General features: G+C 72.9%; 23 protein-coding genes and 1 tRNA gene. 11 read left to right on the plus strand and 13 right to left on the minus strand.

What is annotated here, in order from left to right; genetic code table 11:
* Positions 1-65: 65 nt before the first annotated feature.
* The 5 genes from A6A08_RS23055 to A6A08_RS23075 all read left to right on the plus strand — a co-directional run bounded on the left by A6A08_RS23055 (position 66) and on the right by A6A08_RS23075 (position 6,811).
* Positions 66-1,688 (plus strand): nucleotidyl transferase AbiEii/AbiGii toxin family protein, encoded by a 1,623-nt coding sequence (locus A6A08_RS23055; protein ID WP_073704737.1) that lies wholly within the window; start codon positions 66-68, stop codon positions 1,686-1,688.
* Between the two features lie 209 nt (positions 1,689-1,897).
* Positions 1,898-3,535, plus strand: coding sequence for a sensor histidine kinase (locus A6A08_RS23060; protein ID WP_073705026.1), 1,638 nt, complete (start codon positions 1,898-1,900; stop codon positions 3,533-3,535).
* Positions 3,536-3,657: 122 nt separating this feature from the next.
* Positions 3,658-4,311 (plus strand): response regulator transcription factor, encoded by a 654-nt coding sequence (locus A6A08_RS23065; RefSeq protein ID WP_073704738.1) that lies wholly within the window; start codon positions 3,658-3,660, stop codon positions 4,309-4,311.
* A gap of 174 nt (positions 4,312-4,485) precedes the next feature.
* Positions 4,486-5,049 (plus strand): hypothetical protein, encoded by a 564-nt coding sequence (locus tag A6A08_RS27755; protein WP_073704739.1) that lies wholly within the window; start codon positions 4,486-4,488, stop codon positions 5,047-5,049.
* Between the two features lie 460 nt (positions 5,050-5,509).
* Positions 5,510-6,811 (plus strand): alpha/beta hydrolase, encoded by a 1,302-nt coding sequence (locus A6A08_RS23075; protein WP_073704740.1) that lies wholly within the window; start codon positions 5,510-5,512, stop codon positions 6,809-6,811.
* A gap of 136 nt (positions 6,812-6,947) precedes the next feature.
* On the opposite strand, the gene A6A08_RS23080 is transcribed toward A6A08_RS23075, so the two are convergent.
* Positions 6,948-7,847, minus strand: coding sequence for an ABC transporter permease (locus tag A6A08_RS23080; RefSeq protein ID WP_073704741.1), 900 nt, complete (start codon positions 7,845-7,847; stop codon positions 6,948-6,950).
* A 185-nt stretch (positions 7,848-8,032) separates the two neighbouring features.
* Positions 8,033-9,088: an ABC transporter ATP-binding protein gene (locus A6A08_RS23085; protein WP_073705027.1), complete on the minus strand. Its 1,056-nt coding sequence runs from the start codon at positions 9,086-9,088 to the stop codon at positions 8,033-8,035.
* 246 nt (positions 9,089-9,334) lie between these two features.
* Here A6A08_RS23085 and A6A08_RS23090 point away from each other — a divergent pair, with 246 nt between their 5' ends.
* Entirely contained in the window at positions 9,335-9,529 is a 195-nt protein-coding gene (locus A6A08_RS23090; RefSeq protein ID WP_073704742.1) for a DUF1918 domain-containing protein, read from the plus strand.
* A gap of 132 nt (positions 9,530-9,661) precedes the next feature.
* Here the strand turns inward: A6A08_RS23090 and A6A08_RS23095 are convergent, their stop codons facing one another.
* From A6A08_RS23095 to A6A08_RS23105, 3 genes are all read right to left on the minus strand, one after another.
* The gene (locus tag A6A08_RS23095) at positions 9,662-10,153 is read right to left on the minus strand and encodes an FBP domain-containing protein (RefSeq protein ID WP_073704743.1); all 492 of its coding nucleotides are present in this window, start codon (positions 10,151-10,153) and stop codon (positions 9,662-9,664) included.
* 195 nt (positions 10,154-10,348) lie between these two features.
* Positions 10,349-10,900, minus strand: a complete 552-nt coding sequence (locus tag A6A08_RS23100; RefSeq protein ID WP_073704744.1) for a GNAT family N-acetyltransferase — start codon at positions 10,898-10,900, stop codon at positions 10,349-10,351.
* Between the two features lies 1 nt (position 10,901).
* Entirely contained in the window at positions 10,902-11,624 is a 723-nt protein-coding gene (locus tag A6A08_RS23105) for a TetR/AcrR family transcriptional regulator (RefSeq protein WP_242422839.1), read from the minus strand.
* A 437-nt stretch (positions 11,625-12,061) separates the two neighbouring features.
* Here A6A08_RS23105 and A6A08_RS23110 point away from each other — a divergent pair, with 437 nt between their 5' ends.
* Positions 12,062-12,928 (plus strand): LLM class F420-dependent oxidoreductase, encoded by an 867-nt coding sequence (locus A6A08_RS23110; RefSeq protein WP_073704745.1) that lies wholly within the window; start codon positions 12,062-12,064, stop codon positions 12,926-12,928.
* A gap of 224 nt (positions 12,929-13,152) precedes the next feature.
* Here the strand turns inward: A6A08_RS23110 and A6A08_RS23115 are convergent, their stop codons facing one another.
* Both A6A08_RS23115 and A6A08_RS23120 read right to left on the minus strand, forming a co-directional pair.
* Positions 13,153-13,557, minus strand: coding sequence for a four-helix bundle copper-binding protein (locus tag A6A08_RS23115; protein ID WP_073704746.1), 405 nt, complete (start codon positions 13,555-13,557; stop codon positions 13,153-13,155).
* A 160-nt stretch (positions 13,558-13,717) separates the two neighbouring features.
* Positions 13,718-14,308 carry a DUF2975 domain-containing protein gene (locus A6A08_RS23120; RefSeq protein WP_143181827.1) on the minus strand — a complete coding sequence of 197 codons (591 nt, stop codon included), beginning with the start codon at positions 14,306-14,308 and terminating at the stop codon, positions 13,718-13,720.
* Between the two features lie 110 nt (positions 14,309-14,418).
* Here A6A08_RS23120 and A6A08_RS28960 point away from each other — a divergent pair, with 110 nt between their 5' ends.
* The gene (locus A6A08_RS28960; RefSeq protein WP_242422840.1) at positions 14,419-14,688 is read left to right on the plus strand and encodes a hypothetical protein; all 270 of its coding nucleotides are present in this window, start codon (positions 14,419-14,421) and stop codon (positions 14,686-14,688) included.
* 44 nt (positions 14,689-14,732) lie between these two features.
* Positions 14,733-15,131: a CPBP family intramembrane glutamic endopeptidase gene (locus tag A6A08_RS28965; protein WP_242422841.1), complete on the plus strand. Its 399-nt coding sequence runs from the start codon at positions 14,733-14,735 to the stop codon at positions 15,129-15,131.
* A 235-nt stretch (positions 15,132-15,366) separates the two neighbouring features.
* Here A6A08_RS28965 and betT read toward each other — a convergent pair whose 3' ends face one another.
* Positions 15,367-17,505 carry a choline BCCT transporter BetT gene (gene betT / locus A6A08_RS23130; protein ID WP_073705028.1) on the minus strand — a complete coding sequence of 713 codons (2,139 nt, stop codon included), beginning with the start codon at positions 17,503-17,505 and terminating at the stop codon, positions 15,367-15,369.
* Between the two features lie 301 nt (positions 17,506-17,806).
* Between betT and A6A08_RS23135 the strand changes: the two genes are divergently transcribed.
* Positions 17,807-18,247, plus strand: a complete 441-nt coding sequence (locus tag A6A08_RS23135) for a hypothetical protein (protein WP_073704748.1) — start codon at positions 17,807-17,809, stop codon at positions 18,245-18,247.
* Positions 18,248-18,534: 287 nt separating this feature from the next.
* Here A6A08_RS23135 and A6A08_RS23140 read toward each other — a convergent pair whose 3' ends face one another.
* The 5 genes from A6A08_RS23140 to A6A08_RS23160 form a co-directional block, all read right to left on the minus strand.
* Positions 18,535-19,038, minus strand: a complete 504-nt coding sequence (locus A6A08_RS23140; RefSeq protein ID WP_073704749.1) for a macro domain-containing protein — start codon at positions 19,036-19,038, stop codon at positions 18,535-18,537.
* Between the two features lie 269 nt (positions 19,039-19,307).
* Positions 19,308-19,649 carry a VOC family protein gene (locus tag A6A08_RS23145; RefSeq protein ID WP_073704750.1) on the minus strand — a complete coding sequence of 114 codons (342 nt, stop codon included), beginning with the start codon at positions 19,647-19,649 and terminating at the stop codon, positions 19,308-19,310.
* A gap of 187 nt (positions 19,650-19,836) precedes the next feature.
* A complete protein-coding gene (locus A6A08_RS23150) occupies positions 19,837-20,223 on the minus strand; it encodes a VOC family protein (protein ID WP_073704751.1) in 387 nt (128 codons plus the stop codon).
* Between the two features lie 48 nt (positions 20,224-20,271).
* Positions 20,272-22,866 carry a tetratricopeptide repeat protein gene (locus A6A08_RS23155; RefSeq protein WP_073704752.1) on the minus strand — a complete coding sequence of 865 codons (2,595 nt, stop codon included), beginning with the start codon at positions 22,864-22,866 and terminating at the stop codon, positions 20,272-20,274.
* Between the two features lie 159 nt (positions 22,867-23,025).
* Positions 23,026-23,098, minus strand: a tRNA-Thr gene (locus A6A08_RS23160).
* 243 nt (positions 23,099-23,341) lie between these two features.
* Here A6A08_RS23160 and fdhA point away from each other — a divergent pair.
* A complete protein-coding gene (gene fdhA, locus A6A08_RS23165; protein ID WP_073704753.1) occupies positions 23,342-24,562 on the plus strand; it encodes a formaldehyde dehydrogenase, glutathione-independent in 1,221 nt (406 codons plus the stop codon).
* Positions 24,563-24,566: the final 4 nt, after the last annotated feature.

A 24,566-nucleotide genomic window follows, 5' to 3' on the forward strand; every position in this document is an offset into this window, starting at 1 on the left:
TCGCCCCGGAACCGGGTTCCGATACGTTCCAACGGCATACCGCCGAGGCAGAGGAAGATCCCCTGATGGAGTTCTCCGGATCCTTCGAGACCCACCTGACCCTGGACGCGCCCACACCCGGGCGCGTGGCGGAGGCGGCGGAGTGGGCACGGGAGAACGGGCTCAAGTTCACCCACATCGAACTGGACCGGGGCGAGTCCCCGTCGCAGCCGATGGTCACCTACCACGGGAGGGGCACCCTGGAGGGGGAGTTGGCCGTGGCGCGGCGGTGGGCCGCGCGGCTGGACGAGGCCGGTTTCGCGGTCACCCGCACCAAGATCGAGGTGCCCCGCGAGGCCGACGGGGTCCCGGCCTCGCGCGAGGCGGCCGAGCGGCTGCCGGAGTCGTGCTACTTCGAGACGCACGTCAAGCTGCTGCTGCCGCCGGGGGCCGACCTGGCGGCGCTCTCGGCGATCGTGGAACCGCACCGCGCGCGTTTGTCCCGCAACGCGCGCAGGGCGCGCGAGGACGGCTTCCAGGAGCGGTTCGTCACCCAGCGGTGCTCACGTGCGGGCCACCGGGAGGCCTCCCGCCTGGAGCGCCACCTGTTCCGGGCTCTGGAGACGTCCGGGGTGAGGTTCGAGCACAGGCACGGCCCCTGGTCCCGGGTCCTGTCGGTCGAGCGCGAGTTCGTCGTCCACGACACGGCCCTGTCCGTGGACGCCGGGTGGATGGACGCCGCGCCGGCCCCCGGGTACGGCGATGCCCCGCCGGACGTGGACGGGATCGGCGGCGACCGGGACAGGCACCCCGACACCTATCTGCCCAACACCTCCGGCCCGGAGGCCGTTCAGGAACCGGTGTTCGACCCGGCGCTCAAGCACCTGGACGACGCCTACCGGGCGGGCGAGCCCGTGTTCACCGACCCGGCCCTGGGATCCCGCTGGTGGGACGCCAACCAGCGGGCGATGGAGCTGGCCCTGCGCGCGATCGCGGCGACACCGTGGCGGGAGAACCTGGTGCTGCGCGGCAGCATGCTCATGCCGGTGTGGGTGGGTGAGGCAGCCCGGCGCCCGCGCGACCTGGACTTCGTGGTGGTGCCCGCCGAGACCGCCCCGTTCGGCGACCCCGCGGAGCGCATGCTGGCGGACGTCGTCGGGGCGGTCGCGTCCTCGTCCGCGGACGGGATCTCCTTCGCCGCCGAGGACGTGCGGCTGGAGAGCATCTGGACCTACGAGCGGGTGCCGGGACGCCGCGTGGTCGTGCCCTGGCACGCCGAGGGCCTGCCGCCGGGCACCGTGCAGATCGACGTGGTGTTCAACGAGCCCCTCCCCGAGCCCCCGGTGGCGGTCACCGTCGCGGGGGCGGACGTGCTGGCGGCCAGCGCGGAGCTGTCCCTGGCCTGGAAGGTGCTGTGGCTCTACACGGACATGCACACGCAGGGCAAGGACCTCTACGACGCCGTCCTGCTGGCCGAGAACGCGCGTCCGTCGCGCGAACTGCTGGTCAGTGTGCTGCGCCCGGAGATGGGGGCCGAGGCCGAGACCGTGGACGAGCGGTACCTCCGGCAGGAGGAGAGCCACGCCGGAGAGCTCGTGTTCGGCGAGTGGAGGCACTTCGTCCGCGACTGCCCGTGGGTGGAGGGCGGTCCGGGTGAGTGGCTCGACCGCTTCGAGGCCGCGCTGGCGCCCGTCTTCCGGCAGGGGTGAAAGGGATGCACCGGTGGGCGCGTGGGCGTCCGGAGGTGCGTGGAGGCGTTGCGCGGGATGCTAAAAGGGCCGGGAGCGGCACACGGGAGGCCGAGCGGGCCCGGAAACGGGGCGCGAGTGCCCGTAAGCGCGGGGGATGGGGTGCGGGAGGCCCAAGGGCCGGGAGGTGACCGGGAGGGCTCCCCGGGGAGACGGCCTAACCTGTGGTGATGCGGGAAAGACTGCGCCGGTGGATCCGCCCCGCCACCGAGGCCGCCCTGTGGACGCTGCTGGGCCTGGTCATGGTGGCCGAACTGTCCGGACCCCCCGACCGGCCGCCGTTCCTGGAGATGTGCGTACTCCTCCTCGCCCTGGGCGTCGCGGCCGCCCTGCGCCGCTCCCTCCCCCTCACCGCCGTGGGCGTCATGCTCACCGGTGCGACCCTGCAGACGTCGGCCTCCGTCCTCCTGCTGGTGCCCAACTCCGTGATCTCGCCGTGGCTGGCCGTGATGGCCCTGTCGTTCCTCGCGGGGACGCGCTCCGAGCGTGTGCGCCCCATGGTCGCGACGGTGGCCGTGGCGTGCGGGTTCACCTTCGTCCTGTACCTGCTGTCGGGGATCGTGCTCGGCTCCGACACCCGTACGTTCCTGTCCGACTCCGTGGACTGGATGGGCGGCGCCCTCGCCATCACCCTGAGCACGTTCGCCCCGTGGCTGTTCGGCCGGTACCAGCGGCTGTACCGCCGGGTGGCGCGGGGCGGCTGGGAGATCGCCGAACGCATGGAGCGGTCCCGTGCCGCCGAGGCCGACCGGGCCCGCCTGCGGGAGCGCGCCCGCATCGCGAGCCGGATGCACGACTCCCTCGGGCACGACCTCGCGCTGATCGCGGTCCGCGCCGCCGCCTTGGAGATGACCGCCCAGGAGGACCCCGAGCGGCGAAGGGCCGCCGGTGAGCTGCGCACGGCCGCGCACGAGGCCAACCTGCGGCTGCGGGAGGTCATCGGGGTGCTGCGGGAGGGCGGCGAGGACCCCGGTGACGGCGATGGCGCAGGCGGCGGCGACGCTCCCGAACCGGTGGCCTCCCTGGTGCAGCGCGCCTCGGACGCCGGGATGCCGGTCCGGCTCCTGCGGGAGGGCCCCGACCCGGACCCGGCGACCCCGGGCGGCGGGGTCGTGTACCGGGTGGTCCAGGAGGCGCTGACCAACGCGGCCAAGTACGCGCCGGGGGCCGAGGTGACCGTGCGGGTGGTCCGCGAGGCCGACCGGACCCGGGTGTCGGTCAGTGACACCGGCTCCGCCGCGGAGGCGCTCCTGCCCGCACGCAGGCGGGAGGGGTCCGGCCTGGCCGGACTGCGCTCCCTGGTGGAGGAGTCCGGCGGCGGCCTCGACGCCGGCCCGCAGGACGGCGCGGGGTTCACCGTGCGGGCGACCGTCCCGGACTCCGGCGTCGGCCGCGCGGACGGCGGGGCGGAGGACGGGGCCGGGGCCTGGGAGACCCGGCGCGCCCACAGCGAGGCCCGTGAGGGCGCCCGGCGCCGGCTGGTCGCCGCCGTGACCGTCCCGGCCGCCCTGGGCCTGGGGACGGTGCTGGCCGGTCTCGGGCTGCTGGCGTGGGTCGGTGTCAACACCGTCCTGCCGCCCGAGCGCTACGGGCGGCTGTCCGTGGGAGACGACCGGGAGCAGGTGGAACGGGTGCTGCCCCGGTTCGACTACCCCGAGCGGTCGGTGCCCGGCCGGCCGCCGGAGCCGCCCGGTGCCCGGTGCTCCTTCTACCTGGTGCGGTACGAGAACGGGCTGCCTCCGGTGTACCGGCTGTGCTTCGCGGACGGGGTCCTGGTGTCCAAGGACGAGATCCAGCGCTTCGAGTAGGGCGCGTTCGGCGGGCGCCGCCCCTCGTGCGGCGGGCCCGGTCGTCCGCCGCACGCGCCCCGAGCACGCCCCGGCCGGGTGCCGAGTAGGGTGTCGGCGTGAACGCGACAGACGGTGGCGGGGTGCTGAGCGTCGTTCTCGCCGACGACGAGGCGATGATGCGCGCGGGTATCCGCGCGATCCTGTCCTCGGTGCCCGGTATCGAGGTGGTGGGCGAGGCCGGGGACGGCGCCGCCGCCGTGGCCCTGGTGGCCGAGCACCGGCCCGACATCGCCCTGCTGGACGTGCAGATGCCCGGCACGGACGGCCTGGCCGCGACGGAGGCCATCGCCGCGGAGTACCCGGGGACGGCGGTCGTCATCCTCACCACCTTCTCCGAGGACGCCTACATCGCGCGTGCCCTCTCCGGCGGTGCCGACGGGTTCGTGCTCAAGAGCGGCGACCCCCGGCAGCTGGTGGACGGGCTCCGCGCGGTCGCGGACGGCGGAGCGTACCTGTCACCGGAGGTGGCGCGCCGGGTGATCGACGAGCTGGACGCCTCCGGAGGGCGGCTGTCCCGGGCGTCGCAGGCCAGGAAGCGGGTCGGACGGCTCACGGAGCGCGAACGCGAGGTGCTGGCGCTGGTCGGCGAGGGGTGCCCGAACGACGAGATCGCCCGCCGCCTGGCGATCGCCTCGGGCACGGTCAAGGTGCACGTGGGGTCGATCCTCACCCGGCTCGACGTGCGCAACCGGGTCCAGGCCGCCATCCTCGCCTACGAGGCCGGACTGGTCTGAGGTCCGGCCAGGCCGGGCCGGACCGGGCCGGACCGGGCCCTCAGGACCACCGTCCGCGCACCGCCGGGTCGACCACTCGTGCGTTTCGATCCGGTGAACTCCTGTCGCTCGGCCCGACCCCTGGTTAACGTGTGCCCCATCCCCCAAACCCCCTGTTCGGAGAGGGCTTCACCAGTGGTCCCGATCAAACGCACGTCCCGCCCCCGATCCGCACGCCCGCCGTACCGCGCCGCACCGGCGGGCCTGCTCCCGGTTCTGGCCCTGCTGCTCGCAGGGTGCGGCGGCTCCCCGGACGATCCGGGCGCCCCGCTCTCCGAGGCCGCCGAGTCGGACGCCCCCGCTTCCGCCTCCGAGACGGACGGTTCCCCGGACACATCGCGCTTCGACCGGTTCGACCCGGAGGTGGGAGCCCTCGACACCACGCTGTTCTACTGCGCTCCGGGGTTGGCCGACAGCGTCCGGGACGGCTGCGACCTGGACCGTATCCGCTCCACGGTCACCGACGACGTGGTCGAGCCCATACGGGAGGAGGTCGAGGCGAGCCCGGACCCGGAGGAGTACGCCGACGTCTCCGCCGCGCTCGACGGACTGGACGGGGCGGTCGAGGAACTCGGCGCCTGCGAGGACTGGTTCGGCTCCGAGGAACACGGCTCGACCACGGAGTGCGGCCAGGCGTGGAGCTCCCTGAACTCGTACTGGAGGGACCTCACCGACGCGGTGGGGTACGGGGTGCCCTGACCTCGGCCGCACCGAGGCGCGGGGGCCGTCGTCCACAGGCGCGGGCCGGGCCTGGCGGTGCGGGGGTCCGCTGCTGTCTCATGGAAAGTGGGGGTCCCCAGGGCCCTCCCGCGCACGCGTGCCCTCAGCGGGTCTCCCCGGTGGGTCTCCCCGCCGCCGGTACCGGACCTCACCGGCGGTATCGGACCCGCACTATCGGCACCGGGCCTCACTGCCTGCACCGGGCCGCTCGGTCCCCGTCCACACGCCTCTCCCTTCCGTTCCCGTCCGTTCCCTTCCGCCTCCGCCCTCCACCCCCTCCCGGCCGGGTCCGGCCACGCGTGCGACCACGTGGGCCCGCGCCCCGCCGCCCACTCCCGCGGTCCTTCTCCGGCCCTTCGGCCGTCTACCCCTTTGTGCCTACCCGACCGCTGCCGTCCAGGCGATGTGCGCGAAGGGCCCGGCGGCCGAGGATACGGACATGACCACCACCAGCTCCGTCCGGAGGAAGCGCGCGCTCGCCTACGGGTCGGCCGTCCTCGTCCTCGCCGCGACGTTCTCGATCCCCACCGTCGTCACCGCCGTCACCGATCCCGGAGGTCTGGTCCTCACACCGCCCGAACCCACCGGCCCGCACGCCGTCGGCCGGACCGAACTGCACCTCGTCGATCCCGACCGGGGACATCCGTGGGTGGAGGAGGCCGCCTCCCGGGACGTCATGGTCAGCGTCTGGTACCCGGCCGGGGAGGAAGACGGGGACGGCACCGAGCCCGAACCCGCGCCCTACATCACGCCGTCCGTCGCCGACGTGCTGATGAGCCAGCTGGAACAGGGCGGGCTCCACCGCGACACCGTCGACTTCGCCGCCTCCCGCGCCAACGCCCTCCAGGACGCGGCCGTCTCCGGCGCGGGCCCGTTCCCCGTGGTCCTCTACTCGCCCGGGTTCCGGGAACCCCGCTTCCTCAACACCTCCAACATCGAGGAACTCGTCTCCCACGGGTACGTGGTGGCGGCCATGGACCACCCGTACGAGACGCTCGCCGTGGACATGCCCGACGGCCGGGTCCTGCGCACGAACGCGCCCTCCTACGACGCCGACACCGCACGGGAGACCATCGCGGTCCGGCGCGCGGACACCCGACTGGTCCTGGACGGCCTGACCGAACTGGCCGAGGGCGCCAGCCCCGACGCGAGTGACCAGGAGTCGCCCGCCGGGCTGGGCGAGGCGCTGGACCTGAACGCCGTGGGCATGTTCGGCCACTCCGCCGGAGGGTTCACCGCCGCCGAGGCCATGCTGGTGGACGACCGCATCGACGCCGGAATCAACATGGACGGCAGCATCGGCTACCACTCGGGCGACGAGGTGTGGGCGGACGCCAACCTGCGGGGGACCGACCGCCCCTTCGCACTCCTGACGGCGGGGGTGTCCGGCAGTGGCCGGGAACCGCACCACAGCGGGCACGACAAGGGTTACCGGATGTTCGTCGAGGCCTCGTCCGCGCCCGTCCTGGAGGTGTACATGGCCGACGGCGAGCACATGGGCTACACCGACCAGCAGTGGATCCTGCCCGCCATCGAGGAGTTCCACCACCCGGGCGGCCGCGCCTGGGACGACCTGGTGGCCGGGGCGATCGGCACCGTCGACCCGGAAGGGTCGGTCCGCGCCCAGCGCGCCCACATCACGGCCTTCTTCGACGCCCACCTGCGCGGGGAGGACGCCCCGGTCCTGGAGGGCCCCTCCTCCGACCTCCCCGAGGTGGAGTTCATCGACCACGACTGGTGACGGGCTCCCCGGAGGGATCCCCCGGGGCGGGAAGCCACCCGTTCCAGGGACACCGCCGCCCCGGGGGCACCGCCACCGGGGACGGCACGGCGCGGTGGCGGGGCGGCAGGGGAGCCGCCCCGCCACCGGCCCCGGCCTACACGTCCCGGACGCGCAGCTCGGTGCGGGCCACGATCTGCGCGGCCAGGGCCCAGCCCGCCACCGCGGCGATGTTCACGGGCCCGTCGTGCGGCGCCGTGTAGAACCCCACGTCACCGCCCGCGTAGAACTCGATCCCCGCCAGCCCCGGCATCAGCGCCGCGAAGTCGTTGATCGCCTGCACCCCGGAGAGCTGCATGACCATCGGCAGCCCCATGAGAAGCAGGAACCCCACGGTGAACGTGCCCGACATGCTTCGCAGAGCCGTGCCGAGGCCCACGAACAGCACGGCGAACAGGGCCATGCACACGCCCGCTCTCAGCGCCGTCACCAGGGCACCGGGAACGTCGATTTCGGTGTACCAGCCGACGAACCCGGCCAGCACCGCCACCCCGGCCACCGTGGCGAGCGTGCCCACCGCGAAGGCCAGACCGGCGGTCACCAGCGTGCGCGCCGCCAGCACCGTCCCCCGGTCCGGCCGCCACAGCAGAGTGCTGGTGACACTGCGGTTGGCGAACTCCCCGGTCGAGGCGAGCGCGGCCAGGATCAGCACCGCGAACTGCACGAGGTAGAAGTGCCCCTGCGAGATGAGCCGCATGAACGCGCGGCCGTCCGCCTCGTCGGGGTTCTCCATGATCCGGGTCCACTCCGTGTAGCCCATGAGCGCCGCGAACACGGCCATGCCCGCCAGCGCGGCGGCGACGGCCCACCAGGTGGACCGCAGCGACGACTGCCGCACCCACTCGGCGGCGACCTCGCGCGGCAGGTCCCACCGGCGGCGGCCCACCGCCCCGGCCGCTCCGGCCCCGCGCTCCCCGCCCGCCCGACGCCCGGACTCCCCGGTCTCCGTCACCTCACGCGCCCCCGCGGCCTCCCGCGATCCCGTGTTCCCCGCCATCTCCCGTGTCCTCCGCGTCCCTGTCGCTTCCGCCGTCTCCGGGATGTCAGACCCACCCGGGCCACCCGGGCCACCCGACATGTCCGGCCCGCTCCTAGCGCCCGGCCCGGGCATACCGGCCTGCCCGCGCCTTCCGCTGTTCTCCGGCCCTCGCCCGCCGTCCGCTGGTCCACCGGGTCCTCGCATCAGCGCACCGACCCGGTCGTGCCCGCCGCTCCGCCCGGGGCGTCCGCCGCGCTCCCGGGCGCCCTCGGCGCCTCCGCCGTCCCGCCGCTCCCCGGACGGGAGCCGAACTCGACGGCCTCCCCGGTGAGTTCGAGATAGGCCTGCTCCAGCGAGGCCTCCTCCAGCCGCAGTCCGTGGACCCGGGCGCCCACCGCGTGCGCGTGGTCGCCGACCTCCGCCGCGTCCAGCCCGAACACCCTCAGGCCGGGGCTGCGCGCGATGCCGCCGCCCTGGGCCTCCTCCCCGCCGACGGCGTCCCCGTCGTCCTCCACGTCCTCGGTCCGCACCGGCGGCCCCAGCCGCTCCAGCCGTTCCCGAAGCCTTCCGGAGTCAGGGCTGCGCACCAGCACGTGCGTGCGCGACCACGCCGAGATCACGTCGCCGATCGGCGCGTCCGTGATCAGCCGCCCCCTGCCCACCACGACCAGGTGGTCGGCGACCATCTCCATCTCGCTCATCAGGTGGCTGGAGACGAACACGGTGCGGCCCTCGTCGGCCAGCCGCCGGGTCAGGTCCCGCATCCACCGCACACCGTCGAGGTCGAGCCCGTTCACCGGCTCGTCGAACAGCAGCACGCCGGGGTCCCCCAGCAGGGCGTCCGCGACTCCCAGGCGCTGCCGCATGCCCAGCGAGTACCCGCCGACCCGCCGGCGTGCGACGTCGGTCAGACCGACCTCCTCCAGCACCTCCCCCACCCGGCTCCTCGGGATGCCACCGCCCACGGCCTTCGCGGTCAGGTGGGCCCGGGCGCTGCGCCCCGGGTGGGCGGCGTCCGGCGACAACAGGGCTCCGACCTGTCTGGTCGGCCACGCCAGCCGCCCGTACTCACGGCCGTTGACCAGCGCCTCACCCGACGTGGGCCGGGCCAGGCCCAGCACCATCCGCATGGTCGTGGACTTCCCGGCGCCGTTGGGCCCCAGGAAACCGGTCACCCTCCCGGGTTCGACGGTGAAGGTGAGCCCCTCCACCGCCGTCCTGTCTCCGTAGCGTTTGGTCAGTTCGCGCACCGTGAGCACGGCCACCCCTTTCTCCGCTCCTGGGTGCACCACGCTAGGAACCGGTCGGCCGCCCCCACATCCGTGGTTCGTCGGGACCCGGCTACGCACTTGTGCCTACCGGACGGGGGCCCGCGGCGGTCGGCGCCCCGATCTGGCGCAAGGGCCGGGCCCGCCGCCCCGGGACCGTTTCACCGGGTCGGCGTCCCGGGTAGGTCCCGTTCGTGGCCAGTACACGACCCGACCGGCCGAAAGCGGGGGAGGACCATGCGGGCGTCCATCGGCGACTACGTGCACACTCACGGGATCGTCAGCACCGAGGGCAGGAGCACCGGGGAGATCGTGGAGGTACGCGGCGCCGACGACGGCCCGCCGTACGTGGTGCGGTTCCCCGACGGCGAGGAACGGCTCATCTACCCGGGGCCGGACACCGTGGTGGAGCCCCGGCACCCGGTGGACTGACGGAGCCGGAGGAGTTCCCGGAGCGGCCGGTACCGGGCAGGCTCCGGAGCGCGACGGCGCCCGGAGCGGCCGGTGTCCGCACCGGGGCGCGACCGGGCCGGCGGCGGGCGCGTGCCCGCCGCCGTTCGCGTGTCATGCGGACAACCGGTCCAGGAAGCCGGCGAGGTTGGCCGACGCGCGCTCGATCTGCTCCTCCATGGTGAGGGACTCCTCGAAGCGTCCGCCGGGCCCCGGGTCCTTCTTCCGCCGGATGTACAGCGAGCACGCGAAGTCGGCGCACATGCGCAGCCCCACGGTGTTGCCGTCCCGCCCGGCCTTTCCCGCCTTGGGCGCCGTCATCAGAGTCACGCCCTGTCCGCGGTGGGTGGTCAGGCACACCGAGCACACGCTCTTGCGCAGCCCGGTGCGCACGGTCGGCAGCCGAAGCGCCACACCCAGGAGACGGTCGTCGCGCTCGACGACCATGTAGGCGCGTTCGTGCGCGGTGTGGTCCCGCCAGCCGAGGAAGTCCAGGTCCTCCCACGGGAGCCGGTCCATGTCGCGCGGCAGGGAGAGCCGCTTGGCCTCCCCCTGCGAGCAGTTCACGAACGACTTCCGGATGTCCCGCTCAGTCACAGCTCTCATTGGACGAACGCTAAACCGGACAGATCGTCCCGGGCAAAGGATTTACCGCTCCCACCAGCGCCGACGAAGCACGGGACGCTCCCCCACGCCGGTGCAGGCCCCGGAAGGCGCACGGGGCTCCGGGCGCCTCACGCCCGCGCTCCGGTCTCCCGATCTCCCGGTCCTTCAGCCTCCCGGTGCCCCAACGCCCCGGTCTCAGGGGCGTGTGAACAGGTACAGCACGAAGGGCTCTCCCCTGTGGCGGAACTCGCGCGCGTAGTGGAAGCCGAGCCGCTCCATGACCGCGCGGGACCGGAGGTTGTGGATCTCGGTGAAGGAGGCCACCTCCACCGCGCCGAGGTCGCCGAAGGCCAGCGCCAGCCCCGCCCGACCGATCTCGCTGGCGTAGCCGAGCCCCCAGAACCGTTCGCGGACCGCCCATCCGATCTCCAGGCGCCGGGCGCCGTCCACCTCCGCGTAGGACAGGCCGCCGCGCCCCACCAGTTCACCGGACTCCCGGCCGTGGGCGATCCACTTGTGCACACCCTCGTGCGCCCAGGCGCGCTCCATGTACAGGGCGCTCTCCCAGGCCTCTCCGCGGCTCCACGTGCCGCCGTACCACCGCGCGACACCGGGGTCCCGGTGCAGGTGCCACAGGTCGTCGGCGTACTCGGGGCCGATGGGCTTCAGGACCAGTCTCTCCGTGAGGCGTGTGCCGGACGGTTCCGGGAGGCCGGAGGGGCCGAGGAAGCGGGGGAAGCGGCTCATGTCACGGGTACTCCAGCCGGGCGCGGGCTCCGGACGGGGCGGCGGCACCGCTCCCGTCCCCGGACGCGGGGTCGTCTCCGCGCCCGGCCCCGGAGCCGTTCCCGTGCTCCGGTGATCCCAGCTCCACCCCGACCAGGCGGCTGATGGCGTGCTCGGTGGCGGCGGCCATGTCCACGGTCTCCGGGCTGAGCAGCCACTGCACCTGGAGCCCGTCCATCACCGCGACGATCGAGGCCGCCACCGTCCGGCTGTCCAGGTCACCGCGTACCTCGCCCGTCTCGCGCGCCTCGTCGAGCGCGGCGGCCACCATCTCCCGCAGCCCGTCGTACCGGCTCCGGAAGTACTCCTGGGCGGGGTGCCCGTCGGTCACGCTCTCCGCCGACAGCACGGTGTACAGGCGCACGATGCCCTCACGGCCGGTGTTGCCCCGGACGGTCTCCACCAGGTGGCGCAGGAACGCCGTTCCGCGCGGGCGCCCGGAGCCGCCCGCGTCCGCCGAGGCGTCACGCAGGTCCAGCACCCCGGTGAGCAGTTCGACCTTGGAGGGGAAGTAGTGCAGCACCCCGGCCTGGGTGAGGCCGACGCGGTCGGAGATCTCCGCGAGGGAGGCCTTGTTGTAGCCGCGGGTGGCGAAGGTCTCCATCGCGGTCCGCAGGATCTCCTCCCTGCGCTGCTCGCGGTCCCCCCGCGGCGCGCGCGGCCTGCCCGCCCTCTTCGCTCCCACGCGAAGGAGTCTAGGTCCAGACCGCCCAAAAGCCCATACCCCCTGTGTACTGCGGTTTCCCTCCCCTCCGCCGAGCGCTCGGAGAAGAAGGGGCAGAAGGCACCTACCAAACACTCGTTAAGTGTGTTTTCATGCGTCGGTGACGGCACCGCCACAGGTGCCGTACACGTCCCCGCGGGTCCGGCGGCCGCGTTCGCGCAGGCCCCACCGGACCCCGCGGGGTTCGTCCGGTCCCCACCGGCCCGTCCCAGAAGCGGGTGCCCCGGCCAGCCCATCCCGCCGGGGCACCCGTCCTTCCCCGTGTTCCGGACCGTGCGGGCGCGTCCCGGCGCGGAGCACCCGCGGACCGGACCGTGTCACACACTGACCCGCGCGGGGGCCGGGGAGGAGACTGGGCCCCATCCGGGACGCTCCCGGAACCACGTCGAGGAGGACACATGGAACTCGGTCTGCACGTCGCCGACTTCACCTGGGACGGCGGGACCCCGGCCATCGGACCGACTCTCGCCGACACCGCCCGCCAGGCCGAGGCGGCGGGCATCTCGCGGCTCACGGTGATGGACCACTTCTGGCAGATGGGCGGTGACAGCGGCGCCCGGGAGAACGCCATGCTGGAGGCGTACACCACCCTGGGGTTCCTGGCCGCGCACACGGAACGGGTCCTCCTGCACGCCCTGGTCACGGCGGCCGTGTACCGCGAGCCGGGGGTGCTGGCCAAGCAGATCAGCACGCTCGACGCGCTGTCCGGCGGCCGCGCCGGACTGGGAGTGGGAGCCGCTTGGTACGCGGACGAGGCGCACGGCCTGGGCATCCCGTTCCCGTCCACCGCCGAGCGGTTCGAGCGCCTGGAGGAGACGATCCAGATCTGCCTCCGGATGTGGAGCGACGACGAGGCCCCCTACCAGGGCAGGCACTACAAGCTGGAGCGCCCCCTCAACTCCCCGCAGAACCTGTCCACGCCGCACCCGTACCTGATGGTCGGCGGCAGCGGTGAGAGGAAGACCCTGCGGATGGTGGCCCAGTACGCGGACGCGTGCAACGTCTTCGGCGGCCCCGGCGCGGAGCACAAGCTCGACGTGCTCAGGGACCACTGCGAGGCCCTGGGGCGCGACTACGACCGCATCGAGAAGACCACGACCTTCTCCTTCACCCCCGACAGCACGCGGGACGAACTGGTCCGGCAGCTCCTGGGGATGAGCCGGACCGGCTTCACGGTCGCTTACGTGTTCGGCCAGGGGTTCTCCGATCCCCGCAGGGCGGTCGAGCTGCTCGCCTCCGTCCTGCCCGAGATCGCCGACGCCTAGGACATCGAACAGGGCGGTCGTCCGGGGGCGGGCCCGGCCGGGGACGGACGGCCGGGAACGGTCTGCCGGGGGGAAGGCCGGCCGCCGGCGACGGGAGCCTCCGACCGTGGGGGCCGCACCCGTTTCCCGGGGTGACCCGGGAGGGTGCGGGCCCCGGCGGGCCCGTACGCACCCGCCGACGCCGCGGACCGGGCCCGGCGACGTTCCGCGGCCGGGCCCTCAGGTCACAGCGAGTCGATCAGCTCGCGGCAGGCGCGCTGGCAGCGCCGGCACGTCTCCGCGCACACGCGGCAGTGCTCGTGCATGGAGGCGTGCGCCTCGCACTCGTCGGCGCAGGTCTTGCAGGCCTGCTCGCAGGCCTCCAGGACCGCCCGGGTCAGGTTGGCGTCGTAGCCCGTGTGGCGTGAGAGCACACGCCCGGTCGTGTCGCACTGGTCCGCGCAGTCGAGGTTGGTGCGCACGCACTTGACGAGGTCGGCGGCCGTGTCCTCGCTCAGGCAGGCGTCCGCGCACGCGGTACACGACTGGGCGCACTCGAAGCACGCCTCGATACAGGCGAGCAGCTTCTCCCGGTCGACTCCGCCCAGGTCCTTGGGATAGGTCTCCAACATCTGGCGTGCCACACTCATGGCTCGGTTCCCCCTTGGCGTCGAGAATGTCTGGGACCTGCGGGCCGGAGCCGGCGGCACCGGCCCACGTCCCCCACTAACCCCCGCCCCCCGGGCCAAACCCCCACGGGGATGACCACCCGCCCTGGTCCGCGCGACACGTGCCGGAGCGGGCGGCCCCTCACACCAGGCCCTCCACGTCGTCGCGCAGCACCGCACCGCGGCGCATGAACTCCGCGGCGGCCGCGAGGCCGAGACCGAGGACCACCGCGGCCACCGGTACGTCGACGACGGCGTCCAGGGCCGGGGCTCCCGGGAGCGCACGGCCCGCCTCGTCCACGACGGCCCGGTGTCCGAACACCCGTGCCGCGGCCGCCAGCAGCGCTCCCGCCAGCACGACGACGGCGCACGCCCAGAGCCGGCGCGCGTTGACCGGAGTGAAGGGCTCCCCGGCCCGCAGCGTCCTCACCACGCGGAACAGCAGCAGCCCGACGACCGCCACCTGCACGGCGAGGACCAGTGAGGGCGCGAACGCCCACAGCCGGTCGCCGGCGGTCGGCTCGGCGATCTCCAGCACAGCGGTGACGGGACCCGTGAGCGCGAACCCGTCCCCCTCCCCGGCGGGCACGGCACCGGCCGCCGAGGTCTCGACGGGGACGAGGACGTTGTCCGCCACCAGGGCTCCGGCGGCGGCGAAGCAGGCCAGGAGCACTCCCACCGCGGTCGCCGCGAGGGCCGCCCACTCCGCGGCGCGTTGACGTACAGCCTTCACAGGTACCCACCACATCTCACGTTGCGCTTATCGAAAATCGATAAGATCCACGCCTAATGTATCGGTAATCGATATGGCAACGCATCCCCCACACATCCGAGGTCCTCCCCATGAGCGGCACCGCACCCGCCCCCGCCAACGACACCGCCCCCGTCCGCACGTCCGCCGTCTTCCTGGCCGGCACCGTCCTGTGCTTCGTCGCCCCGCCCCTGGCGGCGGGAGTCCTGGCCCCCGCGCCGCCCCCGCCCGGCGCCCTGCTCGCGCTCGCCCTGGTCGAGCTCGTGTCCGCGATCGCGCTCGTGTTCTGGTGGCCGCGCCGGCGGGGGCTGCCGTTCGACGCACTCGGGCTGACGTCGCGCTCCTGGGGCGCGACGCCCTGATCGGGGCCGCGACCGTCCCGCCGCGCCTGCTGCTGGAGTTCGCCGTGCTGATCCCCGCGGCCGACGGCGCCGACGACCCCGGGGTCCGGGAGGTGCTCGACAACGCCTCGGCGGGAGCGCTGGCGCTCACTGCGACGCTGGTACTCGGGGTGGTGGGAGGGGGTCTGGCCGAGGAGCTCTACTTCCGCGGCTTCCTGCTGGGAGCCCTGCCCGGGTTCTTCGTCCACCGCGGGGCCGCGCTGCACGGCGCGGCCCTGGTCTCGGTGCTCCTCTTCGCCGCGCTGCACCTGCCGTCCTCGGGCCCCGACGCGGTCGCCATCGTGCTCGCCGGGCTGGTCTACACGGCCCTGTTCCTCGCGACCCGCCGCCTGACCGCGACCGTCGTCGCGCACTCGCTGTGGAACGTCTCCGCCGTCGTCACCGTCCTCGCCCTCTACGGGTGAGCGGCGGACCGGGCGGCGGGACGGCCGGAGGAAGGACCGCGCAGCAGGGCGACCGGGGGGAAGGACCGTACGGCGGGACGGTCGGGAAGCAGTGTGGCCGGCCCCCGCGAGGATCCGGCCACGCTCTCACTTCCCGGGAGGGGCCGCCGGCGCGGTGCGGCGGGTATCCGCCGCACCGCGCGCGAAGGACGTGTCGGTGTCCCGTCCCGGCTCGGTACCGGCCCCGTCCCGCGCGTCAGCGCTCCTCCTCGCCCTGCTCGTAGATCTCGGCCGTCCCGGGGCCGTGGTCGGGCATCGCCGACCGGGCGGACGCCTCCCGGTGCAGCCGCAGGAACTCCAGGTGGCGCTCGTACTCGTCGAGGATGTTGCCGATGAGCTGTTCCTTGGTGAAGCCCATCACGTCGTAGCCCTGGCTGCCCTCGGTGAGGTAGACCTCGAAGCGCACGTAGCTGTCGTGCTCGGTGAGCGACCGCATGGCGAACGCCGGGGTGGGCATCACGATCGGCCACACCCGGTAGCTGAAGTCCTCCTCCGAGCCCATCGGCACCTTCAGGTCCAGGTGCGGGATTCCGGCCTCCTCGTCGGTCCCCTCGGTGACCGACGCCTCCACGCCCTGGTTGCGCAGCTCCTCGGCGACCTCCTGGAACGCGGGACGGCACACCTCGTGGACGAACCTGACGCCCGCACGCTTGCCGGGGAAGTTCACCGCCCTGGCGACACGCTGCCGCCAGTTCCTCTCCGGTCCCCGGCGTTCGGGCGCGGTCCGGTCCGACAGCGACGACGTCAGGGTGGTCCGGAAGGCGTCCTGCCGGAACCGCTCGACCCGGAGCGCCTTGTACAGGCCCCAGATGATCAGCAGCATGACGATCGAGAACGGCAGGCCCATGATGATGGTCGCGTTGGTCAGCGCGTCCACACCGCCGACGATGAGCATGGCGAGCGTGAGCAGGCCGGTCGCCGCCGCCCAGAAGATGCGCAGCCACGGGGAGGCATCGGTGATCGGCGTCGGCAGGTGGGAGCTGAGGTTGCCCATCACCAGCGCGCCGGAGTCCGCGGAGGTGACGTAGAGCAGCAGCCCGACGAAGGTCGCCAGCCCGGCGGTGAACAGCACACCCGGGTACTGCATGAGCAGTGTGTAGAAGCCCTGTTCGGGCACGTTCATGGCGGTCTCGCCGAACTCGGTGTTGCCCCGCATCACGACACCCAGCGCGCTGTTGCCGAAGATCGACAGGAACGTCAGCGTGTACAGCAGCGGGACCACCAGCGTCGCCGCGACGAACTGCCGGATGGTGCGGCCGCGCGAGATCCTGGCGAGGAACAGTCCCACGAACGGCGCCCAGGCGATCCACCAGGCCCAGAAGAACAGCGTCCAGGCGTTGAGCCACTCGGTCGGCTGGTCGTAGGCGAAAGTGTTCAGCGTCATCGAGGGGAAGCGGCTGATGTAGTCGCCGATGTTGAGGATGAGGGCGTTGAGCAGCCGTGCGGGTCCCTCGGCGATGAGCACGTACAGCATCAGGACGATGGCGAGCAGGACGTTGAGCTCGGACAGCCGCCTGATACCCCGGTCGACACCCGCCACGGCGGACACCGTGGCCATGAGGATGGCGACGAGGACCAGCCCCAGCTGCGCCGCGATTCCCTCGGGGATGCCGAAGAGGAAGTTCAGCCCGTAGTTGAGCTGCACGACGCCGATGCCGAGCGACACGGAGATGCCGAAGATCGTGCCGAGGATGGCCGCGAGGTCGACCGCGTCACCGATCCGGCCGTGGATGCGCTTGCCGATGAGCGGGTACAGGGCCGACCGGATGGCCAGCGGAAGGTGGTAGCGGAACGCGAAGTAGCCCAGCGCCATGCCCATCAGCGCGTACATCGCCCATCCGGTGACGCCGTAGTGGAAGAGCGTCCACACCACGGCCTGCCGGGCCGCCTCGATGGTCTGCGGATCGCCCTCGGGAGGTGCGAGGTAGTGGGTGACCGGACCGGAGACGGAGAAGAACATCAGGTCGATGCCGATACCCGCCGCGAACAGCATGGCCGCCCACGCGAACACCCCGTAGTCCGGCGTGGAGTGCTGGGGCCCGAGCTTGACCTGGCCGTATCGGGACACGGCGACGAACACCACGAACCCCAGGTACAGGGTGGCGACGAGGAAGTAGTACCAGCCGAACCCCCGGGAGATCCACGACACGACCGTGCCGATCGTGTCCGCGGCGCCCGTCGGCGTGATGATCGCCCAGAGCGAGATCAGGATGATCAGCACGGACGATCCGACGAAGACCACGGGTTTGAGCCGGCTCTTCCCGACCTGGTTGTCGTCCGTGGTCTTCGGGGTCCCCGGTTCCGCTGGGTTGTCCTGCTCTCCGTTGGTGGACACCAATATCCCCTCTCGTCCGTACGGTGCCGGTGGTGGTTCACTGCGCCTGACGGCGCCGGAGCGTCACCAAGGATGGAGTCGGCGGCCCCCGGGAACACCGCCACCGGGAGGCCGTCGTGTCCCTCCACGACCGGTGGGAGGCGCGACTTTCGAACAGTCCACGCCCTTATCCTCCACGACCGCTCGGTGATGGAGCGGTAACCCGGGTATGCCGGTGTGCCGCTTCCCGCGACAGCGCCCGTGAAACCTCCCCGGCGCCGAGGAGATACATCTGATATCGGCGCGGTGGCAGGATGCCCGGATGGGGAACCTCCACCAGTACTTCCACGCCCCCGACGACAGGGCGGCGCTGACCGCGTTCACCGAGGGTCCGGACGCCGCCGGCCTCCCGGTGCTGGAGGTCAAGGGCGTCGATCCGTCGTTGCAGCTCGGTTTCGCCGAGGCCGCGCTCACGGGAGCGGAACCCGGACACGTGGGTGCCGGCCCCCGGGCCGCCGGGCTCCTCAGCGACCCCGGCGCGGAGGCGGTGTGGGTGGTCACGCTCACCGACCGGCTACGCGACTCCCTGGCCGGGGCTTCGCCCGGCCTCCTGGCCTCGGTCGCCCACACATGGGCGCGGAGCCCGGCCTTCGACCCGTCGCCCGATCCCGGGCCCTTGGCCGGCTTCCTCACGGGCCTGACCGATCTGGCCTCACGGGCCCGGTCCCAGGAGCACGGGCTCTACTGCCGGATCGTGCTGTGAACACCCGTGGTCCCGGGAACTCCGCCGAACACGGTCGTCCATCATCGGGGCGAGTACGCACGGCCTTGGGACGTTCGACGGATCCCTCGGCGGTTCACCTCCGCGTGCCCGGAGCTCGGGACGCGATTCGGTGGAGCATGGGAGGTTCCCTCTTCGACCACACCACCGTGTTCGGCGTTCGATACCCCCGGTCGAATGGACGGTCTGGAGCCAGAACCCCGTCGGAGTGTTCGTTGTGCCGCGCGGGGCCACCGTGTGCCGGGGCCGACCGTCGCTCCCGCCCCGGATCAATCGGTGTCGTAGACCGTCACCACGACACCGCGGGCCAGGAGCTCCCGCTCCACGAGAGGTTGGATACGGTCCCACTCGCCACCGGCCAGCCCGCAGCCGATCCGGGGCATGTGCACGGTGGCACCGAGTTCAAGGGCATGAGGGTTCAGCGCGCGCAGGCAGGAGGCCACCGCTTCGTAGCGGATGGGCGGGCCGCCACTGCCGCGGCGCGTGCCGTGTTGGGCGACCATGTTCGCCACCCACGTGTCGGAGCTGACCTGGACCAGGCGCACGGCCCCGAGTGCGAAGTCGTTGCGGGCGCGCTCGCGGTGCCAGGCGCGGTAGTCGCGTTCGGGTTCGGGCCAGCGGCGGGACAGCGCCAGGACGAACCCTTTGCCCCAGCCACCCCGGTTGTTGCACACGTGGGCGATGATCTTGGGTCCTGGGGCCTGCGGGCTCGTGGCGTCTCCGCGCGAGATGCGCAGACCGGTCGGTGGGGGGACGCGAGGGGAGGTGGGCATGCGGGCACGATAACGGACGGGTTCGACACCCGTCCGAGACCCCTGGCGAGCAGTGGAGGAGGGATGTCCGGTCGGCCGCCGGCTGGGCACGGCCACCGGACCTCCCCAGCCGGTCTGCTCCTGGGGGAAGTTCTCGTCGTCCTGGAGATCGTTGTTGCTCCTGCGCCAGTCCTCCACCCGGTACGGCATATCGGCCGGTTGCCCCGGGGGCTCTCTCACAGAGGAGGGCGCCGGTTCACCTCCGCGTGCGCGGAGCCCGGCCTTCGGCCTCAGCTCAGGACGCCTCCGAGGCTGATCTCGTTGCCTTCCGTGTCCCGGTAGACCACCTTGGCCACGCCACCTTCGTACGTCTCGCGTTTCGCGGGTTCGATGCCCCGGCGGGCGATCTCGGCGACCCGGTCGTCGAGATCGTTGACGAAGGACAACACCAGGGCGTTTCCCGCCCGCTCCGGGTCCTGCACGATGTAGACGTACCGGTGCTCGGCCACTTCCCACACCGCCTCGACGTCATTCGGTAGAAACGTCGGCTGCCGACCGAAGAACCGCTCATACCAAGGCAACGCCGAGGCGTAGTCGGTGACGGGGATGCCTGCGAAGAGGTCGCGTGCCATGCCACCCTCCCTGTGTGGTCGGTATGTCACCGGTACTGACCCCTACAGCACCGGAAACTCATCGTTGTCCGCCTCGCGACGCCCTGACCGCCCCGCTTTCCACAGCACGGTGACCGCAACCGACCGCCCGCGTACACGGAGCCCGGGCGGTGGATGATCGTGAGGCTCCCATCTGTGCCGGTCGCCTTCAACCGAGCAGGTCCCAGCGGTTTCCGGCGATGTCGAGGAAGACCGCGACGCGGCCGTAGGGCTCCGTGCGCGGCTCGGTGACGAAGCGGACTCCGGCGGCGGTCATCCGCGCGTGGGCGGACTCGAAGTCCTCCACCCTCAGGAAGAACCCCACACGCCCGGCCACCTGCTCGCCGACCACGGCGGCCTGGCGCTCTCCGTCGGCTCGGACGAGGAGCACGCCCGTCGCCGCCCCGGGCGGGCACACCACGACCCATCGCTTGGGGCGTCCGTCGTTGGTCAGTGAGGGGGAGTCATCCGTGAGCTCGAACCCCAGGGCGTGGACGAAGAAGTCGATCGCGGGGTCGTACTCGTCGACGACGATCGTGATCAGGTCCAGGTTCATGCCGTCTCCTCCGTGCTCCGACCGTGGATCCGTTCTCCTGTGGCCCGCTCACCGCGGGGCCCGCCGGCGCGGACCGCCGGAGGCGCCGGACCGCCCTCCCCTGCCGGCGCGTGCCTTCCGGCGCCAGAACTCCAGGTCGGACCGGATCTGATGGGTCTTGGGGTGCTCGGGCCCCAGGACGCGCAACTGGTCTGGCAGGAGGGCCTCGATGTCCTCGGCCGCCCGCACGGGATCGCCCGCCTCGCCGCGGAAACGGGCCAGGCTGTGGCGGGTGGTGAGGACGTGGGGGTGGTCGGAGCCCAGATGCCGGACCTGGTCCGGCAGGAGCCTACCGAGTCCGTCCAGCGCACCCGCGTGGTCTCCCGCCGCACCCCGCCACTCGGCGATCTGGCCACGGGTGCTGAGGGTGTCGGGGTGGCCTGGCCCGAGGAGGCGCAGCTGGTCGGGGAGGAGGACCTCGAACTCCCCGATGGCGCCGTCGACGTCGCCCGCACGCCCCCGCCAGCGGGCGGTCTGGCTCCGGATGACCATGGTGCTCGGATGGTCGGGGCCCAGCACGCGCCGGTGGTCGGCGATCAGCGACCGGTAGGCCTCGAAGGCGGCCCGGGTGTCACCCGCCCTGCCCCGCAGGGAGGCCAGGTGACCGCGTGCGGCCAGTGCTTCGGGATGGTCGGGGCCGAGGCGGCGCAGAAGGTCGGGGAGGAAGGCCTCGAGTTCCTCACCCGCGTCGGGGAGGGCGCCCGCGCGCCCGCGCCACCGCGCCGACTGGACCCGGGTGACCAGGGTCTGCGGGTGGTCGGGACCCAGGGCCCGAGTCATCTCGTCGACCAGGTCGCGGAAGGCCCGGGCGGCGTCGGTCGCCTCACCCGCCATACCGCGCCACAGGACGAGTTCGTGGCGGGCCGCCAGCGAGTCCGGGTGCCGGGGGCCCAGCCGGAGGCCGGCGGCCTCCACCAGGGATTCGAACCAGGCCGTGGCCTGGGAGAGCGCACCGGAGCGGCCGAGACTCTGCCCGAGCACGAACAGCACGCGGTGCGCGCCGCCGTCCCACAGGCATTCCTGGGCGTGCTCGTACAGCGCGGAGGCGTTGGCACGCAGCCGCTGCCCCAAGGAACTGGCGTGCACGCGGACGGGCCAGACCGACAGGAGCGCCTCCGCGGCCGTGTGCGCGGTGTCGCGGTCGGTGCCGGTCGCGGGGTGGTCGCGGGTGGCGCGCTGCACGAGGCGGTGCGCGCCCACCACGGCGTCGTGTCCGAACCCCGTGCGGGTGACGAGGTGCAGCCTGGCCAGCGCGGACAGGGCGTCGTCGGCGTCCTGGGCCGTGGGCCGGGGACCGTCGGGACGTGCGCGGTGGAGGTGGTCGAGGACGGGCTCCGAGGTCAGGGCCGAAACGGGGATGCCGGTGGGGTCCAGCACGCTGACCAGTCGCATCATCGGCCGGGCCAGCCCTGCGGGGGCGAGGGCGTTCGCGTGCTCGACGGAGACCGCCCAGGTGGCGGCCACCGTCCGGGAGCCGTCGTCCGGCAGGCTCTCCCCCTCCGGGAACACCCGTTCCAGGGTGCGGCGCCGGTCCTGGAGCAGAGCCCGGTAGGAGTCGCAGGTCATGCCGCTCCTGCGGTCGCGGATGTAGGCGGCGGCGTGGGACAGGGCCAGCGGCAGGTGGCCCAGTTCGTCGGCCAGGGCGGCCAGTTCCGCCGCGTCGAGGGGTCGGGGCAGGTCCCGGAGCGCGGTGGCCAGGTAGGCGAGGGATTCCTGTGGCGTGTAGGTACCGACGTCGATGAACGTACGGCCCTGCCCGGTCAGTGCGGTGTCGGTGCGGCGGGTGGTGACCACGAGGCGGCCCTGCGGCTCCGAGGCGTCGGCGGCGGAGGGTGTGGCGCTGGGCGGCCACAGTCCGCCGGCGTGCCCGGGGACGTCGAGGTTGTCCAGTACGACCAACCAGCGCCGGTCGGTGTTCTGCAGCCAGGTGAGGAACTGGTGGGCCGCCCGTTCCGGGTCCTCGTCCACGTGGACGGAGAGAACCTGGCGGGCGGCGTCGGCGTAGGTCTGTGAGATGGAAGACCGCTCGGCCGCGGGAACCCACACCACCAGGTCGACCTGCTTGCCCGCGAGGAGGGCACGGGCGTGGTGGGCGGCCAGTTGGGTCTTGCCCGCCCCGCCCATCCCCGTCAGGACCTGTCCCAGTACGCCCCCGGGAGGGGCCTGGGCGACGTGGCCGATCCGATCGGTCAGGTCCCGTTCCTGGAAGTGGTCGGCCTCGTTGGGCAGGACTCCGACGACGATCGGCCAGTCGGGCTCGGTGACCGGTGCCTGAACGATCTGCGTGTCGATGACCGTGTGGTGCCTCGGCTGGTGCACGGTGAGGCTGCGGCCCTGGAACACGGTGCTGTCACTCACGTTCCCGGCGAGGGTGTTGGCGGTTCCGCCGCCGCTCGCCGGTACCTCCGAGCGCGGCGCGGGCCGCCCCAGCCCCACCCAGGCGAGCACGGTCGCGGCGAGTACCAGCACGGCGGCGGCGCCGACCCCGTCGGCCGCCCGGCCCCGGAGCGGTTCGAGGTCGCCGACGAACCACAGGACGGCGGCTGCCGCGCCCAGGACCAGGGTTCCCACGGAGCCCGCCCGGACCCACCGCCGACGTGCCATGGCGCCGATTGTGGCGTGGAAACGCCTGTGCCGCCAGGTTTCCTGGTCTTTGGGGTGGAGGCGCACGCGCCCGACCGCCGCAGGCGAATGCTGGCGGAGCGGCGCGGCCGCTCCGGCGACGCGGCCGCCCGGTGGTCGTCCCGGGCCGGGCCGTAGGAGAGCCAGCGAGGGGAATCGAACCCCTAACCTATCGCTTACAAGGCGATTGCTCTGCCGATTGAGCTACGCTGGCGGGCCGCCGAGACCGTGGCCCCGACTGCGTCCCTGGGAAATGGTACCGGCTCCGGAGCCGCCGGGCCTACTCGGCTACCTCCGAGCCGCGCGGGCGCCGCCCCCGCCCGCCGCCACCGACCGCGTCCCCTCCCCGATCGGGCAAAGAAGCGCCGGGCGGCGCGCGGAGCCCGATTAGCCGCCGCCCCTCCCGGAAACCACAGGGAGACATGCTCCCTCCCGGGGGCGGAGAGGTGGAAGGGACATGGCGGGCAACAGAGGCGTGGTGTACCAGGGCGCGGGCAGGGTCGAGGTCCAGGACATCGCCTACCCGGAGTTCGAACTCAAGGACGGCCCGGGGGTCAACCCCGCGAACGTGGGGCGCAAGGTACCGCACGGGGTCGTCCTGAAGGTCGTCGCCACCAACATCTGCGGAAGCGACCAGCACATGGTGCGGGGGCGCACCACCGCGCCGGAGGGGCTGGTCCTGGGCCACGAGATCACCGGGGAGGTGGTCGAGAAGGGGCCCGACGTCGAGTTCATCGAGGTCGGCGACCTGGTCTCGGTGCCGTTCAACATCTCCTGCGGGCGCTGCCGGAACTGCAAGGAGCGGCGGACGGAGATCTGCCTCAACGTCAACCCCGACCGCCCGGGTTCGGCCTACGGCTACGTCGACATGGGCGGCTGGGTCGGCGGTCAGGCCAGGTACGCGCTGGTGCCCTACGCCGACTGGAACCTGTTGAGGTTCCCCGACCGCGACCGGGCGATGGAGAGGATCCTCGACCTGACGATGCTCTCGGACATCTTCCCGACCGGCTACCACGGCTGCGTCACCGCGGGCGTGGGCGTGGGGTCGAGCGTCTACGTCGCGGGTGCCGGACCCGTCGGGCTGGCCGCGGCCGCGTCGGCCCAGCTGCTGGGTGCGGCGGTGGTGATCGTCGGTGACATGAAGGAGGAGCGCCTGGCCCAGGCCCGCAGCTTCGGGTGTGAGACGGTCGACGTCTCGAAGGGCGACCCCGGCGAGCAGATCGAGCAGATCCTGGGCAGCCCCGTGGTGGACTGCGCGGTGGACGCCGTCGGCTTCGAGGCGCACGGGACCGGGAAGGACGCCGGGAAGGAGGCGCCCGCGAGCGTCCTGAACACCGCGATGGCCCTGACCAGGGCGGGGGGCTCGATCGGCGTCCCCGGCCTGTACGTGACCGGTGACCCCGGCGCCTCCGACGAGGCGGCCCGGGAGGGGTCCCTGTCGATCCGGCTCGGGCTGGGCTGGTCCAGGTCGCACGCCTTCTTCACCGGCCAGTGCCCGGTCATGAAGTACCACCGGGAGCTGATGGCGGCGATCATGACCGACCGCGTGCGGATCGCCGAGGCCGTCAACGCCGTGGCGATCCCGCTGGAGGAGGCCCCGGAGGGCTACCGCTCCTTCGACGAGGGCGCGGCCGTCAAGTACGTGCTCGACCCGAACGGTTACCTCGGCACGGGCTGAGGCA

Source organism: Nocardiopsis sp. TSRI0078, from assembly GCF_001905145.1.
Lineage (GTDB): Bacteria > Actinomycetota > Actinomycetes > Streptosporangiales > Streptosporangiaceae > Nocardiopsis.

What these genes read in the sequence shown, in the direction of transcription:
- A6A08_RS23080 (WP_073704741.1), bottom strand. Translation starts at nt 7,847, where the DNA reads ATGGCGGGGAACACGGGATCGCGGGAGGCCGCGGGGGCGCGTGAGGTG.
- A6A08_RS28960 (WP_242422840.1), top strand. Translation starts at nt 14,419, where the DNA reads ATGAGCGGCACCGCACCCGCCCCCGCCAACGACACCGCCCCCGTCCGC.
- A6A08_RS23135 (WP_073704748.1), top strand. Translation starts at nt 17,807, where the DNA reads ATGGGGAACCTCCACCAGTACTTCCACGCCCCCGACGACAGGGCGGCG.
- fdhA (WP_073704753.1), top strand. Translation starts at nt 23,342, where the DNA reads ATGGCGGGCAACAGAGGCGTGGTGTACCAGGGCGCGGGCAGGGTCGAG.
- A6A08_RS23090 (WP_073704742.1), top strand. Translation starts at nt 9,335, where the DNA reads ATGCGGGCGTCCATCGGCGACTACGTGCACACTCACGGGATCGTCAGC.
- A6A08_RS23075 (WP_073704740.1), top strand. Translation starts at nt 5,510, where the DNA reads ATGACCACCACCAGCTCCGTCCGGAGGAAGCGCGCGCTCGCCTACGGG.
- A6A08_RS23140 (WP_073704749.1), bottom strand. Translation starts at nt 19,038, where the DNA reads ATGCCCACCTCCCCTCGCGTCCCCCCACCGACCGGTCTGCGCATCTCG.
- A6A08_RS23150 (WP_073704751.1), bottom strand. Translation starts at nt 20,223, where the DNA reads ATGAACCTGGACCTGATCACGATCGTCGTCGACGAGTACGACCCCGCG.
- A6A08_RS23110 (WP_073704745.1), top strand. Translation starts at nt 12,062, where the DNA reads ATGGAACTCGGTCTGCACGTCGCCGACTTCACCTGGGACGGCGGGACC.
- A6A08_RS23095 (WP_073704743.1), bottom strand. Translation starts at nt 10,153, where the DNA reads ATGAGAGCTGTGACTGAGCGGGACATCCGGAAGTCGTTCGTGAACTGC.
- A6A08_RS23115 (WP_073704746.1), bottom strand. Translation starts at nt 13,557, where the DNA reads ATGAGTGTGGCACGCCAGATGTTGGAGACCTATCCCAAGGACCTGGGC.
- A6A08_RS23145 (WP_073704750.1), bottom strand. Translation starts at nt 19,649, where the DNA reads ATGGCACGCGACCTCTTCGCAGGCATCCCCGTCACCGACTACGCCTCG.
- A6A08_RS23155 (WP_073704752.1), bottom strand. Translation starts at nt 22,866, where the DNA reads ATGGCACGTCGGCGGTGGGTCCGGGCGGGCTCCGTGGGAACCCTGGTC.
- A6A08_RS23100 (WP_073704744.1), bottom strand. Translation starts at nt 10,900, where the DNA reads ATGAGCCGCTTCCCCCGCTTCCTCGGCCCCTCCGGCCTCCCGGAACCG.
- A6A08_RS23060 (WP_073705026.1), top strand. Translation starts at nt 1,898, where the DNA reads ATGCGGGAAAGACTGCGCCGGTGGATCCGCCCCGCCACCGAGGCCGCC.
- A6A08_RS23055 (WP_073704737.1), top strand. Translation starts at nt 66, where the DNA reads ATGGAGTTCTCCGGATCCTTCGAGACCCACCTGACCCTGGACGCGCCC.